We start from the raw sequence: 15343 nt of genomic DNA, 5'->3' as shown, positions 1-15343 counted from the left end.
CCCCGATCCTCCCACGTCCGCACACTCGACCGGCCCCCGGTCCATCAAACGGACGCCGGACGGACACGGTCCGCGTCAGCCGGCGAGCGCCCGCTCCCCCGCCCGGCGCATCGCACCCAGCGGCGCCGGGGCGCGCCCCGTCATCTGCTCGACCTGGAGAACGGCCTGGTGCACCAGCAGGTCGAGCCCGCTGACGACCGCTCCGCCGTACCCGGACCAGCGGGCCGCGAGCTGTGTCGGCCAGGGGTCGTAGAGGACGTCGAAGAGGGTGCCGGGCCGTTCGGGGACCTCGGCGGCGAGGGCGTCTGTGGTCCCGGCGGGCGTCGTGGCGACGACCAGCGGCGCGGTGAAGGCATGCGCCGCGTCCGACCACTTCCCGATCTTGACGTCCACGTCGAGCCGCTCGCCCCACTCCCGCATCTCGGCGGCGCGGGCGTCGCTGCGGACGTACGCGACGATCTCCCCGGCGCAGACCCGCGACAGGGCGGCGAGCGCGGAGGAGGCGGTGGCGCCCGCGCCCAGGATCGCGGCGGACTCGACCTTGTCGATGCCGCGCTCGGCGAGGGCGGCGACCATGCCGGGGATGTCGGTGTTGTCGCCGACCTTGTGCCCGTCCTCGGTGAGGACGACGGTGTTGACGGCCTCGACGGAGGAGGCCGTGTCGCTGATCGTGTCCAGCAGCGGGATCACGGCGCGCTTCAGCGGCATGGTCAGCGAGAGGCCCGCCCACTCGGGCCCGAGCCCGGCCAGGAAGTCGGGCAGGGCGACCTCGTCGACCTCGAAGCGGTCGTAGGACCAGTCCGTCAGGCCCAATTCCTCGTAGGCGGCGCGGTGCAGCACCGGGGAAAGGGAGTGGGCGATGGGCGACCCGAGTACGGCCGCCCTTCTGATTGCCGACATCAGTTCTTCCTCGACGCGTTCCACTTGTCGACCAGCTTCTGGTGTTCCGTGTTCGTCTTGGTGAACTCGCTGGTCTTGCCGTCCATCGAGATGAAGTAGTACCAGCCGTCGCTGGTCGGGTCGGTGGCGCCCTTCAGAGCTTCGTCACCCGGGTTTCCGATCGGCCCGGGCGGCAGGCCCTTGTAGTAGTACGTGTTGTAGCGGTTGTCGTACTTACGCAGCGCGGTGAGACTCAGGTCGATCTTGCTCTGGTTCTTGACGTAGTTGTACGTGGAGTCGAACTCGAGCATTCCGTTCGTCTGCTCGTTGCCGGGCTTGAGGCGGTTGTAGACGACCTCGGCCATCTTGCGGAAGTCGTCGTGGCTCGTGCCCTCGGCCTGGGCGAGGCTCGCCACCGTGATCAGCTGCCACGGGCTGTCGAGGCCAAGGCTCTTGGCCTTCTTCTCGACGCCGTAGTCCTCGTACTTCTCGGTCGCCCGCGACACCATCTGTTTCAGGACCGTCTCGGGCTTTCCACCCTTGGCGACGCCGTAGCTGGACGGGTAGAGGAACCCTTCCAGCGGGTCCTTCACATTCGGCTCGTTCATGGCCCAGGAGGGCAGTCCGAGCTTCTTGTAGTCCTTCTTCGCGACCTCTTGCGTGGTCCCCTTGGCGATGCCGAGCCGCTTGTCGATCTGCTCGTAGACCCACACGTTGCGGCGGCCCTCGGCGATGATCAGGTTGTTCCGGCTGCTCGGGCTGAGCATCATCTCGACCGCGCTTTGGGCCGACATTTCCTTCTCGAGCGTATATCCGCCGTCCTGAATGGACTTGCCCCGCGGATTCTGCTCCTGGGCCGCAACGAAGGCGTCCACGCTCTTGATGACGCCCGCGTCCTTCAGGCGCTGGCCGATGACATAGCCGCCCGCACCCTTGGGAATGTCCACGGAAACGGGTTCGCCGTTTCCGGAACCCGCATAATCCGGCGCCGACCCGAAACGGTCCTGATAGAACTGATAGCCGAAATAGCCGACACCGCCGACGCCGCCCGCGAAGATCACGGTGAGGACCAGGCAGGCGCATCCGCTGCGCCGCTTCTTCGGCTTCTTGCCGCCGCGGCCGCGGCGGCTGCCCCGGTCACTCGGGTCGTCGTAGTCGTCGCCGTCGTCATCGCCGCCACCGGCGAAGAACGCGTGCTCACCCTGGTCGGGGCCCGGGTCCCAGTTCGTCTCCGGCTCCGCGGCGGCCCCGCGCCGGCCGGGCGGCTCCGGCGGCGGGTACGCGTCGGGGGTGCCGTAGAGATCCGGCTGCTCACCGCCGTACGCGACAGGCTGCTGCTGACCGCCGTACGGGTCCACCGGGTCGGCGTTGTACGGGACCTGACCGTGCTGACCGGTGTCCCAGCCGTCACCCTGCGGCTGACCGCCGTACTGCTGACCGCCACCCTGCGCCTGACCGCCGTACTGCCGACCGCCACCCTGCGCCTGACCGCCGTACTGCTGACCGCCACCCTGAGGCTGGCCGCCGTACTGCTGACCGCCCCCGTACTGCTGCTGGCCGTACTGGTCGTGCTGGCCGGTGCCCCACTCGCCGCCGTACTGCTGCGGCTGCTGCTGGGCCTGAGGATGCTGTTGCGGCTGCTGAGGGTGGTACTGCCCCTGGCCGCCGTAGGCAGGCTGGCCGTCGGCGGCCTGCTGCCCCCACCCCTGGTCCCCGTACAACGGGTCCTCGGGGTGCCACGGTTCGGAGCCCGGGCCCCGGCCATACTCAGTCATCGATCCCCTACAAGCCGCGAGGCGGCGGCCGCGTCTGGGTGGCAGGGCAACCGTTCCGCCTCTTGATGCTGTGCGGCAGCTGTTCGAACGCCGCCGGTCGCGCGGAACGTTACCGTATCGCGATCAGATGACCACTTCGACGCCCTCGCCCGGAGCTTTACCTGACGCCCGTTCGGACTCCAGTGCCTGCTGGAGGATGATGACGGCGGCCGCCTGGTCGATGACAGACCGGCCCTTTTTGGACTTCACGCCCGAGGCGCGCAGCCCCTGACTGGCCGTCACTGTGGTCATCCTCTCGTCCACGAGCCGCACGCCGACGGGGGCGATCCCGGCGGCCAGCTCCTGGGTGAACGCGCGGACCTTGGCCGCGGCCGGACCCTCGCCCCCCTTGAGGGAGCGAGGGAGTCCGACGACGACCTCGATCGGCTCGTACTCCTCCACGAGTTGCCGGAGCCGCCGGTGGGCGGCCGGGACATCGCGTCCCGGCACGGTCTCCACCGGCGTGGCGAGGATCCCGTCGGGGTCGCACGAGGCGACCCCGATCCGGGCGTCCCCGACGTCGATCGCGAGGCGGCGGCCGCGTCGCATCAGGCGGTTTCCGCGACGAGTCGCTCGACGGAGGCCACGGCGTCACCGATGGCGGCCGGGTTCTGGCCGCCGCCCTGGGCGACGTCCGGCTTGCCGCCACCGCCGCCGCCGAGGGTCTTGGCGGCCGTGCGGACCAGGTCGCCGGCCTTCAGACCGCGCTCACGGGCGGCCTCGTTCGTGGCGATGACCGTCAGCGGCTTGCCGTTGACCGTCGTGAACAGGGCCACCACGACCGGGCGTCCGCCCTGGATGCGGCCGCGCACGTCGAGGACCAGCTTGCGCAGGTCGTCGGCGCCGGTGCCGTCCGGGACCTGTCCGGTGACGAGCGCGATCCCGCGTACGTCGGTGGCGCCGGCGGCGAGGCCGGCGGCGGCCTGGAGGACCTTCTCCGCGCGGAACTTCTCGATCTCCTTCTCGGCGTCCTTCAGCTTGCCGAGCATCGTGGAGACCTTCTCCGGCAGCTCCTCCGAGCGGCCCTTGAGCAGCTCGGTCAGCTGGTTGACGACCGTGTGCTCGCGGGCGAGGAAGTTGTACGCGTCGACACCCACGAGGGCCTCGATGCGGCGTACGCCCGAGCCGATGGACGACTCGCCGAGCAGCTTCACCAGGCCGAGTTGGGCGGTGTTGTGCACGTGCGTGCCGCCGCACAGCTCCTTGGAGAAGTCGCCGATGGTGACGACGCGGACACGCTCGCCGTACTTCTCGCCGAACTCGGCGATGGCGCCCTGCTTCTTGGCGTCGTCGATGCTCATGACCTCGGCCATGACGTCCAGCTCGCGGGAGAGCACCTCGTTGATCTTCTGCTCGACGTCCGTCATCACGGCCGTGGGCACGGCGGACGGGGAGCCGAAGTCGAAGCGGAAGCGGCCCGGCTGGTTCTCGGAACCGGCCTGGGCGGCCGTCGGGCCGAGGGCGTCGCGCAGCGCCTGGTGCGTGAGGTGCGTGGCGGAGTGGGCGCGGGCGATGGAGCGGCGGCGCGTGATGTCGATGACGGCCTGGGCCGGGGCGCCGACGGTGACCTCGCCGACCTGGACGACGCCCTTGTGGACGTAGACACCCGGGACGGGCTTCTGGCAGTCGCGGATCTCGATCACCGCGCCGTTGTCCAGCTTGATGCGGCCGGTGTCGCCGATCTGGCCGCCGCCCTCGGCGTAGAAGGGAGTGCGGTCGAGGACGACCTCGACCTCGTCGCCCTCTGAGGCGGCCGGGGAGGAGACGCCGTTGACCAGCAGGCCCACGATCGTGGACTCGCCCTCGGTCGACGTGTAGCCGATGAAGTCGGTGGCGCCGGCGGCGTCCGCGATCTCGCGGTAGACGCCGACGTTGGCGTGGCCGGTCTTCTTGGCCTGGGCGTCGGCCTTGGCGCGCTCCCGCTGCTCCTTCATCAGGCGCCGGAAGCCGTCCTCGTCCACGGACAGGCCCTGCTCGGCGGCCATCTCCAGGGTGAGGTCGATCGGGAAGCCCCAGGTGTCGTGGAGCAGGAACGCCTTGTCGCCGGCGAGGACCGTGCCGCCCGCGGCCTTGGTGTCGGTGACGGCGGTGTCGAGGATGTTCGTGCCGCCCTTGAGGGCCTTGAGGAAGGCGGCCTCTTCGGCGAGGGCGACGGTCTCGATGCGCTTGCGGTCGGTGATGAGCTCCGGGTACTGCTGGCCCATCGTGTCGATCACGACGTCGACGAGGTCCTTGACGACCGGACCGGTGGCGCCCATGAGGCGCATGTTGCGGATGGCGCGGCGCATGATGCGGCGCAGCACGTAACCGCGGCCCTCGTTGCCGGGGGTCACGCCGTCGCCGATGAGCATCACGGACGTGCGGATGTGGTCGGAGACGACGCGCATCGAGACGTCGGTGCCGTGCTTCTCGCCGTACCGGACACCGGTGAGTTCGGTGGCCTTGTCCATGACGACCCGCAGGGTGTCCGTCTCGTACATGTTCTGTACGCCCTGCAGGATCATGGCGAGACGCTCGAGGCCGAGACCGGTGTCGATGTTCTGCGACGGCAGGTCGCCGAGGATCTCGAAGTCCTCCTTGCCGATGCCGGCGCCGCGCTCGTACTGCATGAAGACCAGGTTCCAGATCTCCACGTACCGCTCGTCGTTGACGGCCGGGCCGCCCTCGACACCGAACTCGGGGCCGCGGTCGTAGTTGATCTCGGAACACGGGCCGCAGGGGCCGGGGACGCCCATGGACCAGAAGTTGTCCTTCTTGCCCAGACGCTGGATGCGCTCCTTGGGAACGCCGACGACGTCGTGCCAGATGCGCTCGGCCTCGTCGTCATCGAGGTAGACCGTGATCCAGAGCTTCTCCGGGTCGAGGCCGTAACCACCGTCCGCCACGGAGCTGGTGAGCAGCTCCCAGGCGTACTTGATGGCGCCTTCCTTGAAGTAGTCGCCGAAGGAGAAGTTGCCGCACATCTGGAAGAACGTGCCGTGGCGGGTCGTCTTGCCGACCTCTTCGATGTCCGGCGTGCGCACGCACTTCTGCACCGATGTGGCGCGCGGGGCGGGCGGCTTGACCTCGCCGAGGAAGTACGGCTTGAACGGGACCATGCCCGCGTTGACCAGCAGCAGAGTCGGGTCGTCCGCGATGAGCGACGCCGAGGGCACGACCTTGTGGCCACGCTCCTCGAAGAAGCTCAGCCAGCGGCGGCGGATTTCAGCCGACTCCATCAGTGGTCCTCATTCCGGTTGTACGAGTACGTCGTGTTCTCGAGGTACTTGGGGTTGTTCTTCACGTGGTTCTCGATGCCGGCGAAGCGGCGCTGCGCGGGGAGTTCGGCGTCCACGGGGGCGTTGAGGCCCAGTGCGTCGTCGAGTTCGGCCTCGCGCTCGGCCATGCCGTCGCGGACGTCGAGGGCGAAGTCCTTGAGGCGGTGGCCCGCCTCGATCGCCTTGTTCGCGGCCTGCGCGGCGAGGCTCTCCGGCGTCAGCTTCTTCAGCTTGCGGTTGACCTTGGTGGTGGCCCAGACGCCGGCGGCTGCGCCCGCGGTGAACCAGAACGTACGGCGGAACATCGCTGCGTCAGTCCCTCTTGTTCGGGTTGTCCCGCGTGGCTCGCTTGCTGCGCCGCGCCGACGGGACAGCGCGCCCCACGATCACGGTACGGCGGGACGGCTTGGCGGGCGCTTCGGCTGCGGAGGCACCCGTGGACTTGCGGCCGATCGCCCGGCGCACGCCGTAGCCGAAGGCGGCCACCTTGACGAGCGGGCCACCGAAGGTGGAGGCGACGGTGGAGGACAGCGCCGACGCGTTCGACGTGACCTCCTGGACGTCCGACGCGATGGCGTCGACCCGGTCGATCTGCGTCTGTGCGGAACGCACGGCCGCGGAGGCGTCGGCAAGCAGCGGGACCGCCTGCTCGGTCACATCCGCCACGAGCTTGGTGGTCGCCCTGAGCGTCTGGGCCAGCCTCGCCAGAGCCACCGCGAGGAAGGAGACCAGGATCGCCCAGAAGACGGCCACCAGGATCCCGGCCACCTCTCCACCGGACACTTAGCACCGCTTCCTGAACATCGAAAAGTCGTCTCCCGAGCCTATCGCGCCGGGGTCAGCGCTCCGTACCGGATTACCGCTCGCCGCGGGCGGAGTTGCGCGTACCGATTGTACGGACTGCTTACGCATGAGTACGCTCCGTACCTGATGCGACGCGAACTGCGCCCTGCCGACAGGCCGGAGGGTTCCACCCCGCCCGGCAACCTCCCCCTCGAGCTCAACCGCTTCGTCGGTCGGGCCGATGAACTCGCGGAGCTCACGCGGGCTCTTGAAGCGGCTCGCCTGGTCACCGTGACCGGCGCCGGCGGCGTCGGCAAGTCCCGCTTCGCCGCGAGAGCGGCGGCCGTGGCCGCCGGACACCTGGGCTGCGACGCGGTGCGGCGGGTGGACCTCGCCACGGTGCGCGACCCGAACCTGGTCGAGTACGCGCTCGCCGCGGCCCTCGAACTGACCGACCACACGAGCCGCCCGCAGCGCGAGGTCCTTCTCGACCACCTCGGACAGCGTCAACTCCTGCTTGTCATCGACGGGTTCGAGCATCTCGTCGGCGCGTGCGCCTCGCTGGTGACCGAACTGCTCGGTGCGGCACCGGATCTGCGGATCCTCGCGGTGGGCCGCAGGCCCCTGTCCGTAGAAGGGGAACGGATCTTCCCGCTGGCGCCGCTCGACACCGCGGACGCGGCCGACCTCTTCGCCGACCGGGCCGCCGCGCTGCTGCCCGGCTTCGCCCTGGACGACGGGAACCGGACGGACGTCGTCGAGGTGTGCCGGCGGCTCGACTGTCTGCCGCTCGCGGTGGAACTGGCGGCGGGACGGCTGCGGGCGCTGTCGCCCGCGGACCTGCTCGGCCGGCTCGACGACCGGTTCAGGCTGCTGACGGGCGGCACGCGCGGGGCGCTGCCGCGGCATCAGACGCTGCGGACGGCGATCGGCTGGAGCCATGAGCTGTGCACGGCGCAGGAGCGACTGCTGTGGGCGCGGCTGTCGGTGTTCTCCGGGCAGTTCGACCTGGACGCGGCGGAGTACATCTGCAGCGGGGACGGGCTGCACGCCGAAGCGGTCCTCGATGTGCTCTCCGAGCTGATCGCGCAGTCCGTGGTGATCCGCGAGGAAGCGGACTCCGTGGTGCGCTACCGGCTGCTCGACACGGTCAGGGCGTACGGCGCGGACTGGCTGGAGGTGTCGGGCGACACCACGCGGATGCGGCGCCGTCACCGCGACTGGTACATGGGACTCGCCACGTGGTGCGAGCTGGACTGGTTCTCGCCGCGGCAGGCGCAGGTGGCGGCGCAGATCGGGGCGGAGCTGCCGAATCTGCGCGCCGCGCTGGAGTTCTGTCTGACGGAGCCGGGCGAGACGCATCTGGGGCAGTACCTCGCGGGCACGCTGTGGTTCTTCTGGGCGGGCTGCGGCCGTCTGTCGGAGGGGCGGCACTGGCTGGAGCGCAGTGTGGAGCTCGACGCCGAGAACGAGGACGGCGACTACGCCCGGTCCCGTCTGAAGGCCCTGTGGGTGCTCGGCTACGTGGCGATCCTCCAGGGCGACACCGTGCCCGCGCTGGCCGCGCTCCAGGAGTGCCGCGACGAGGCGGAACGTGTCGGCGACGCCACGGCGGTCGCGTACGCGGAGCACCGCAGGGGCTGCCTGGCACTGGTCACGGACGATCTGCCGCGCGCCGAGGAGCTGCTGCGGACGGCCCTCGCCGGCTACCGGGAGATCGGTGAGCTGAACAGCAGTGTGCTGATGGGCCAGGTCGAGCTGGCGATGGCCGTGGCGTTCCGGGGAGATCTCGCCGCGGCGGTCGAGCTGTGCGAGGACGTGCGGCTGGTCTGCGAGGACCACGGCGAGCGGTGGACGCTGGCGTACGCGCTGTATGTCCTGGCGTACGCGGAGTGGACCAAGGGCGATCTGGTGCGGGCGCGGCAGCTGCTGCGCGAGTGCCTCGTCATCGGCGACACGTTCCACGACCTGCTGGGCACGGTCCTGACGATCGAGCTGCTGGCGCTCATCACCGTGACGGAGGGGGACGCGGGTGAGGCGGCGCTGCTCCAGGGCGCTGCGGGCCGGATCTGGCCGTCCGTGGGCCTGCCGCTGTTCGGCTCGGCGCACTACAACGCGCCGCACGAGCGGTGTGCCTCGGACGCCCGGGCCATCCTCGGCGACGCGCGGTTCGAGTCGTTCGTGGCGGCCGGGGCGCGCCTGGAGCCCGGGGAGGCTGTTCAGCGGGCGCTCGGACGGGACACCGCATCGCGGCCGACGGTGGTGCCGGGGCCGCGTACCGCGCATCCGGCCCCGGAAACGCGCGAACCCGCCGCCTCCCCGACCGTGCAGGGCGGGGAGACGACGGGCTGAAACGCAGGAAGTGCTACGTCCGCCGGATGATCAGCGGGCGTAGTACTCGACGACGAGCTGCTCGTCGCAGATCACGGGGATTTCCTTGCGGTTCGGGTCACGGTCCAGACGGAAGGCCAGGGCCTTCAGGTTGACCTGGAGGTAACGCGGGATCTCGCCGTCGGGGGCGAAGCCACCCTCACGCGCGACCTGGAACAGCGGCTTCTCGCGGCTGCGCTCGCGGACCATCACGACGTCGTCGGGACGGACACGGTACGACGGCTTGTCGACCTTGCCACCGTTGACCTCGATGTGGCCGTGAACGACCATCTGGCGGGCCTGGTAGATCGTGCGGGCGATGCCCGAACGCAGAACCAGGGCGTCGAGACGACGCTCCAGCTCGATGACCAGGGCCTCACCGGTCTTGAGCTGCGTCTTGGCGGCACGCTCGTAGGCGCGGACGAGCTGGCGCTCGGACACGTCGTACTGCGCACGCAGACGCTGCTTCTCGAGCAGACGGACCTTGTAGTCCGAGTTCTGCTTGCGGCCGCGGCCGTGCTCGCCCGGCGGGTAGGGGCGGGCCTCGAAGTACTTGACGGCCTTCGGGGTCAGCGCGATACCGAGGGCACGCGACTTCTTGACCTTGGGGCGGGACTGGTTCGTCATGAACCAAACACCTCATTGTTCTGTGTGGATACGGCTTCACCAGGGTTAAGGGAGGTCGCATCCGCAGCCGGGGAAACCCGCCTTGTCCTTGCGGACGGGGCAGGCAGCCGCTCCCTGGTCTGGGCACATACGTGCAGCACGCGAGTGGCCCACCGACCGCTTCCCGGAAGTCCGGGATGGTGGTGGGCTGCCCGCGACACCTATCGACGGTGCGCGACGCTCCTGGATCCCCATGCCTTGCGGCGTCGGGGTTCCGGCTGCATGTCCCGCTCTGGTGGTGCCGGCCGGGGCCGGACGCGAGACGCAGCGCTTTGGAGAGTTTACAGGGTGGCGAGGAGTGCCGCGGACCGGGGTCACGCGGGGCAGGTGGCTGGCAGCTCCTGGAGGGCCTGCTTCTCCGGCGGGGTCACGGTCAGCCGGTACTTGGCCTTGATCCCGGTCCAGCGGCGTCCGTACTCGCACCAGTATCCGCGGTTGGGCGGCTTCCACTTGTCCGGGGTCCTGCTGCTCTTGTCGTAGTTGGTCTGCTTGTCGGTGGCCGGCAGGACGTCGAGATCGTTGGCGTGGCGCAGGCGCAGGCGCTGCGCGGGCGTCCAGGCCCAGGCCCCGGCCCGCCACGCGGCGCCGAGCGCGACGACGTGGTCGGTCTGGATCTTGGGAGGCGCGGCGGTAGGAGTACGGGAGCTGCTTGCCGGTGTACGGGTCGTGCAGCACGCCGGATACCACCACGCGTTGCGGTCGCCCTCACGCAGGTCTTTCAGGTCGCGGCGCAGGACGTCGTCGCGGGTGTCGCAGCCGTTACGTCCGCTGGGGGCGTCGACGTCATCGCTCCAGCCGTCGCCGAATTCGGCGCGCTGGTACGTCTGCCGGTTCTCGCCCCGCACGAGGTGCAGGGCGACCAGCTGTTTGCGGGCGCGGGCCGCGCTCGGCGGGAAGCGGGAGCTCGCGAGGGATGTGGCGGGACTCGGCTTCGACGGTGTCTGCGGTGGGCGCGAGGACGCGGTGGCGGCGGGCTTCGGCGCGCTGCTGCTGCGGGGGTGTGCAGGCGGCGACGGCGGACAGGAGGAGGAGCGCTGCGGCGGCGCTCCTGGCTGCTGTGCCCATGGCGCCGAGCGTAGGCGGGCGGGGGTGGCGCCGCGCGTCGGCCGGGCGCGGGCCCGGATACCGACCGCGTCAGCTGCCCGCCGCGCCCAGCTGCTCGCCGGTGAGGCGCTCACGGACGCGCTCGGCCACGTCCGCGTAGCGGGCCTCCGCCCCGTACCGGGTGGGCTGGTAGTAGCGCTTTCCCTTGACCGCGTCCGGCGCGTACTGCTGGGCGGCGATGCCTCCGGGGACGTCGTGCGGATACACGTATCCCTGGGCGTGGCCGAGCTTGGCCGCGCCCTTGTAGTGGCCGTCGCGCAGATGGGGCGGGACGGGGCCCGCGAGGCCCTTGCGGACGTCTTCCATGGCGGCGCCGATCGCCGTCGTCGCGGAGTTCGACTTCGGGGCCAGGGCCAGGGCGATCGTCGCGTGGCTGAGGGTGAGCGCCGCCTCGGGGAAGCCGATCATCGCGACGGCCTGGGCTGCCGCGACGGCCGTGGGCAGCGCCGTCGGGTCGGCGAGGCCGATGTCCTCGCTCGCGGAGATCATCAGGCGGCGGGCGATGAAGCGGGGGTCCTCACCCGCCTCGATCATGCGGGCCAGATAGTGCAGGGCGGCGTCCACGTCGGAGCCGCGGATGGACTTGATCAGGGCGCTCGCGACGTCGTAGTGCTGGTCGCCGTCCCGGTCGTACTTGACCGCGGCGCGATCGACCGACTCCTCCAGGGTCTGGAGGGTGATCTCCTTCTCCTGCTTCGCGAGGGCCGAACCCGCGCCCGCCTCAAGGGCGGTGAGAGCGCGGCGCGCGTCGCCGCCCGCGATACGCAGCAGGTGAGCCTCGGCCTCATCGGGGAGCGTGACCGCCCCACCGAGACCGCGCTCCTCGGTGAGTGCCCGCCGGAGCAGTGCGCGCAGGTCGTCGTCCGTGAGGGATTCGAGGGTGAGGAGCAGGGAGCGGGACAGGAGCGGCGAGATGATCGAGAAGTACGGGTTCTCGGTCGTCGCCGCGATGAGCGTGACCCAGCGGTTCTCGACGGCCGGCAGGAGCGAGTCCTGCTGGGCCTTGCTGAAGCGGTGGATCTCGTCGAGGAAGAGGACTGTCTCCTTGCCGTGGCCGCCGAGGGCTCTGCGGGCGCCGTCGATGACGGCCCGCACTTCCTTGACGCCCGCGGTGATCGCGGAGAGCTCCACGAAGCGCTTGTTCGTCGCCTTGGAGACGACGTACGCGAGGGTCGTCTTGCCGATGCCGGGCGGGCCCCAGAGGATCACCGACGAAGGTCCGGCGGGGTTGTACCCGCCGTGGGCTCGATCGCCCTCCCCCACGAGGCGGCGCAGGGGTGAGCCCGGCTTCAGCAGATGCTGCTGGCCGACGACCTCGTCGAGGGTACGCGGGCGCATCCGGACGGCCAGGGGGCTGCTGGACGGGTCCTTTTCCTGGCGGTCTTCGGCTGCGGCGGTGAACAGGTCGGGCTCCACGTCGAAAACCCTATGTCACCCCACTGACAATCCCGCCCGGCCCGGTGAAGCAGGGACCCCGGCCGCGGCTCAGCTGGTCCAGAAGTCCCACCAGCGGGTCAGGATCAGCATCCCGATGATCCCGACGTGCAGCACCGGCAGAACCCACGTGAACTCGCCGAAGAACGACCGCAGCCACGACGGCGCGGGCAGGAACCCGTTGCGCACGTTGAACGACGTCACGTACCAGAACATGACGATCGTGGCGACCCACGCCAAAGAGCACCACAGGCACAGCGAGTTGATCCGGTACAGCGACTGGAACTGCAGCCACGTGCAGAAACCGACCCCGAACAGCGTGCCCGCGTTGAACGTCAGCCAGTACCAGCGCGGGAACCGCGCCCGCCCCAGCAGACTCATCCCCACACAGATCACGACCGCGTAGGCCGCGAGCCCCAGCATCGGATTCGGGAACCCGAACGCCGACGCCTGCTCGCTCTTCATGATGTTCCCGCACGACACGACCGGGTTCAGACTGCAGCCCGGCGTGAAGTTCGGGTCCTCGAGCAGCTTGAACTTGTCGATCGTGATGACCCACGCCGCGAGCAGCCCCGCCGCACCGGTGATCACCAGAAGCAGCGCGAAACCCAGGGAGCCCCCGGCACTGCGGGAAGCACCCGCTCCGTCGCCGGTGGAAGAGGCGCTGTCGCTTGCCGTGGTCGTGTTGCTCATCACGCCGTTCCGTCGCTTGAGGTGGTGGCCTGCTGGCAGCCTTATTCTGCCGCACGCTCCTGTGTGTCCACCGTTCGATGGACATAAGCATGTACGGCCGACGGTCCCGAAGCGTTCGCTCCGACGGGGCGCTCCCTGACATGACGACACACATGGCACGAACAGAAAGGAGCGGGTCACACGAGTGACCCGCTCCTTCGTCCGTCCCAGAGGCCCGGCTACGCCAGCTTGCCCTTCAGGACAGTCACGATCTCCTCGACCGCCACCGCCTCCTGTTCGCCCGACTCCATGTCCTTGAGCTGGACGACACCGTCGGCGAGGTCGCGTTCGCCGGCGACGATGGTGAAGCGGGCGCCGCTGCGGTTCGCGTTCTTCATCGCGCCCTTGAGGCCCTTGCCGCCGTACGAGAAGTCGGCGGAGACGCCGGCCCGGCGCAGCTCCGTGACCTTCGAGAAGAGGACGCGGCGCGCCTCGTCGCCGAGCGGCACCGCGAACACGCTGGTGGTGGAGGGGAGTTCGAGCTCCACGCCCTCGGCCTCCAGTGCCAGGACCGTACGGTCGACGCCGAGCGCCCAGCCGACGGACGGCAGCGACGGGCCGCCGATCATCTCGGACAGGCCGTCGTAGCGGCCGCCGCCACCCACCGCGGACTGCGAGCCGAGACCGTCGTGGACGAACTCGAACGTGGTGCGCGTGTAGTAGTCGAGCCCGCGGACCAGCTTCTCGTCGTCCTCGTAGGCGACGCCCTCGGCGGTCAGGAGCTCGCGGACCTGCTCGTGGTACGCCTTGCAGCCGTCGCACAGGTAGTCGCGCAGCGAGGGCGCGCCGACGAGCTGCTTCTGGACGTCGGGGCGCTTGTCGTCGAGGACGCGCAGCGGGTTGATCTCGGCGCGGCGCAGGGTGTCCTCGTCGAGGTCGAGGCCGCGCAGGAAGTCCTGGAGCGCGGCGCGGTAGACGGGCCGGCACTCGCTGTCGCCGAGCGAGTTGAGCAGGATGCGGAAGTCGCGCAGCCCGAGCGAGCGGTACGCCTGGTCGGCCAGGATGATCAGCTCGGCGTCGAGCGCCGGGTCCTCCGCGCCGATCGCCTCGGCGCCGACCTGCGAGAAGTGCCTGTAACGGCCCTTCTGGGGGCGCTCGTAGCGGTAGTACGAGCCCGAGTACCAGAGCTTCACCGGGAGGTTGCCGGCCTTGTGGAGGTTGGCCTCCAGGGCGGCGCGCAGCACGGATGCGGTGCCTTCGGGGCGCAGGGCGAGCTGGTCGCCGCCCTTGGTCTCGAAGGCGTACATCTCCTTGGTGACGATGTCGGTGGACTCACCGACACCGCGCGCGAACAGCTCGACGTTTTCAAAGCCGGGCGTCTCGACGTAGCCGTAGCCGGAGTTCCTCAGCGGGGTGGAGATGGCGTCGCGCACCGCGAGGTACGTCGCGGAGTCGGGGGGAAGCAGGTCGTACGTGCCCTTGGGGGCCTGAAAGGTGCTCACGGAAGTCTCTCGTCACATTCCTCGTCGGGGAGCCTCGAAGGAGGTTCCCTGGCCGGCGGCCACCTGCCGCAGATATGGGTTGGTGGCGCGCTCCTGGCCGATGGTCGTCTGGGAGCCGTGCCCGGAGAGCACCACGGTCCGGTCGTCGAGCGGCAGGCACACGCGTGCCAGCGATTCGAGCATGTCGTCCATGGAGCCACCGGGCAGATCGGTGCGTCCGATGGAGCCGGCGAAGAGCAGATCCCCGGAGAAGAACACGGACGGGATGTCCGCGCTCTCGGGCATCGCGAAGGTCACCGACCCCTTGGTATGACCCGGCGCGTGCGCCACGGTCAGGTCGAGACCGGCCAGCTTCAGTTCGGCGCCGTCGCTCAGCTCCCGCACGTCGTCGGGCTCCCCCACGGTCAGCTCACCCATCAGCGGCATGCCGATGGAGCGGCCGAGCGCCTTCTCCGGATCGCTCATCATGTAGCGGTCGGAGGGGTGGATCCACGCCGGGACGTCATGGGCCCCGCACACGGGGACGACGGAGGCGACGTGGTCGATGTGGCCGTGCGTGAGGATGACGGCGACCGGCTTGAGCCGATGCTTCTTGAGCGCGTCCTCGACTCCCTGGGTGGCCTGGTGGCCGGGGTCGATGATCACGCACTCCTCACCCGCGGCGGGGGCAACCAGGTAACAGTTGGTGCCCCAGGCCCCGGCGGGGAACCCGGCAATCAGCACGATCGTCCTTCGTATGTCGTCCGGCGGAAGTGTGTCCGCAGAAGAATGCGGCAGATCAGAGCCTACCGGCGCTGCCGATTCCACAGCTAACCCATATACGGTACGGGGCACACAGCAGGCGGTCGTAACAGGTCCAGTT

The 15343-nt window shown here is 69.9% G+C and carries 13 protein-coding genes; 1 reads left to right on the top strand and 12 read right to left on the bottom strand.

What is annotated here, in order from left to right; all coding sequences use genetic code 11:
* Positions 1–75: 75 nt before the first annotated feature.
* The 6 genes from OG698_RS36710 to OG698_RS36685 form a co-directional block, all read right to left on the bottom strand.
* Positions 76–900, bottom strand: a complete 825-nt coding sequence (locus tag OG698_RS36710) for a shikimate dehydrogenase (RefSeq protein ID WP_406108191.1) — start codon at positions 898–900, stop codon at positions 76–78.
* The gene (mltG, locus tag OG698_RS36705; protein WP_406108190.1) at positions 900–2654 is read right to left on the bottom strand and encodes an endolytic transglycosylase MltG; all 1755 of its coding nucleotides are present in this window, start codon (positions 2652–2654) and stop codon (positions 900–902) included. Before mltG ends, OG698_RS36710 begins: the two co-directional genes overlap by 1 nt.
* A 123-nt stretch (positions 2655–2777) precedes the next feature.
* A complete protein-coding gene (gene ruvX / locus OG698_RS36700) occupies positions 2778–3242 on the bottom strand; it encodes a Holliday junction resolvase RuvX (RefSeq protein ID WP_100597408.1) in 465 nt (154 codons plus the stop codon).
* Positions 3242–5911: an alanine--tRNA ligase gene (alaS, locus tag OG698_RS36695; RefSeq protein ID WP_406108188.1), complete on the bottom strand. Its 2670-nt coding sequence runs from the start codon at positions 5909–5911 to the stop codon at positions 3242–3244. Before alaS ends, ruvX begins: the two co-directional genes overlap by 1 nt.
* Entirely contained in the window at positions 5911–6255 is a 345-nt protein-coding gene (locus OG698_RS36690; RefSeq protein WP_326776714.1) for a DUF6167 family protein, read from the bottom strand. Before OG698_RS36690 ends, alaS begins: the two co-directional genes overlap by 1 nt.
* A gap of 7 nt (positions 6256–6262) precedes the next feature.
* Positions 6263–6733: a DUF948 domain-containing protein gene (locus tag OG698_RS36685; RefSeq protein WP_383097133.1), complete on the bottom strand. Its 471-nt coding sequence runs from the start codon at positions 6731–6733 to the stop codon at positions 6263–6265.
* 147 nt (positions 6734–6880) lie between these two features.
* Here OG698_RS36685 and OG698_RS36680 point away from each other — a divergent pair, with 147 nt between their 5' ends.
* On the top strand, positions 6881–9085 hold the full coding sequence (locus OG698_RS36680) for an ATP-binding protein (RefSeq protein ID WP_406108186.1): 2205 nt from the start codon (positions 6881–6883) through the stop codon (positions 9083–9085).
* A gap of 30 nt (positions 9086–9115) precedes the next feature.
* On the opposite strand, the gene rpsD is transcribed toward OG698_RS36680, so the two are convergent.
* From rpsD to OG698_RS36650, 6 genes are all read right to left on the bottom strand, one after another.
* Entirely contained in the window at positions 9116–9730 is a 615-nt protein-coding gene (gene rpsD / locus OG698_RS36675; RefSeq protein WP_100597404.1) for a 30S ribosomal protein S4, read from the bottom strand.
* Between the two features lie 353 nt (positions 9731–10083).
* Positions 10084–10947: a DUF1524 domain-containing protein gene (locus OG698_RS36670; protein WP_406108184.1), complete on the bottom strand. Its 864-nt coding sequence runs from the start codon at positions 10945–10947 to the stop codon at positions 10084–10086.
* Positions 10904–12289, bottom strand: coding sequence for a replication-associated recombination protein A (locus OG698_RS36665; RefSeq protein ID WP_406108182.1), 1386 nt, complete (start codon positions 12287–12289; stop codon positions 10904–10906). The genes OG698_RS36670 and OG698_RS36665 overlap by 44 nt, the downstream gene beginning before the upstream one ends.
* Positions 12290–12358: 69 nt before the next feature.
* Positions 12359–13000, bottom strand: a complete 642-nt coding sequence (locus OG698_RS36660; RefSeq protein WP_406108180.1) for a vitamin K epoxide reductase family protein — start codon at positions 12998–13000, stop codon at positions 12359–12361.
* A gap of 218 nt (positions 13001–13218) precedes the next feature.
* Positions 13219–14481: a histidine--tRNA ligase gene (hisS, locus tag OG698_RS36655; RefSeq protein WP_406108178.1), complete on the bottom strand. Its 1263-nt coding sequence runs from the start codon at positions 14479–14481 to the stop codon at positions 13219–13221.
* A 12-nt stretch (positions 14482–14493) separates the two neighbouring features.
* The gene (locus OG698_RS36650) at positions 14494–15204 is read right to left on the bottom strand and encodes an MBL fold metallo-hydrolase (RefSeq protein ID WP_406108176.1); all 711 of its coding nucleotides are present in this window, start codon (positions 15202–15204) and stop codon (positions 14494–14496) included.
* Positions 15205–15343: the final 139 nt, after the last annotated feature.

Source organism: Streptomyces sp. NBC_01003 (assembly GCF_045162695.1).
Taxonomy (GTDB): Bacteria; Actinomycetota; Actinomycetes; order Streptomycetales; family Streptomycetaceae; genus Streptomyces.
The sequence above is the reverse complement of the archived record's forward strand: the minus strand, read 5'-3'. Positions and strand labels throughout refer to the sequence as shown.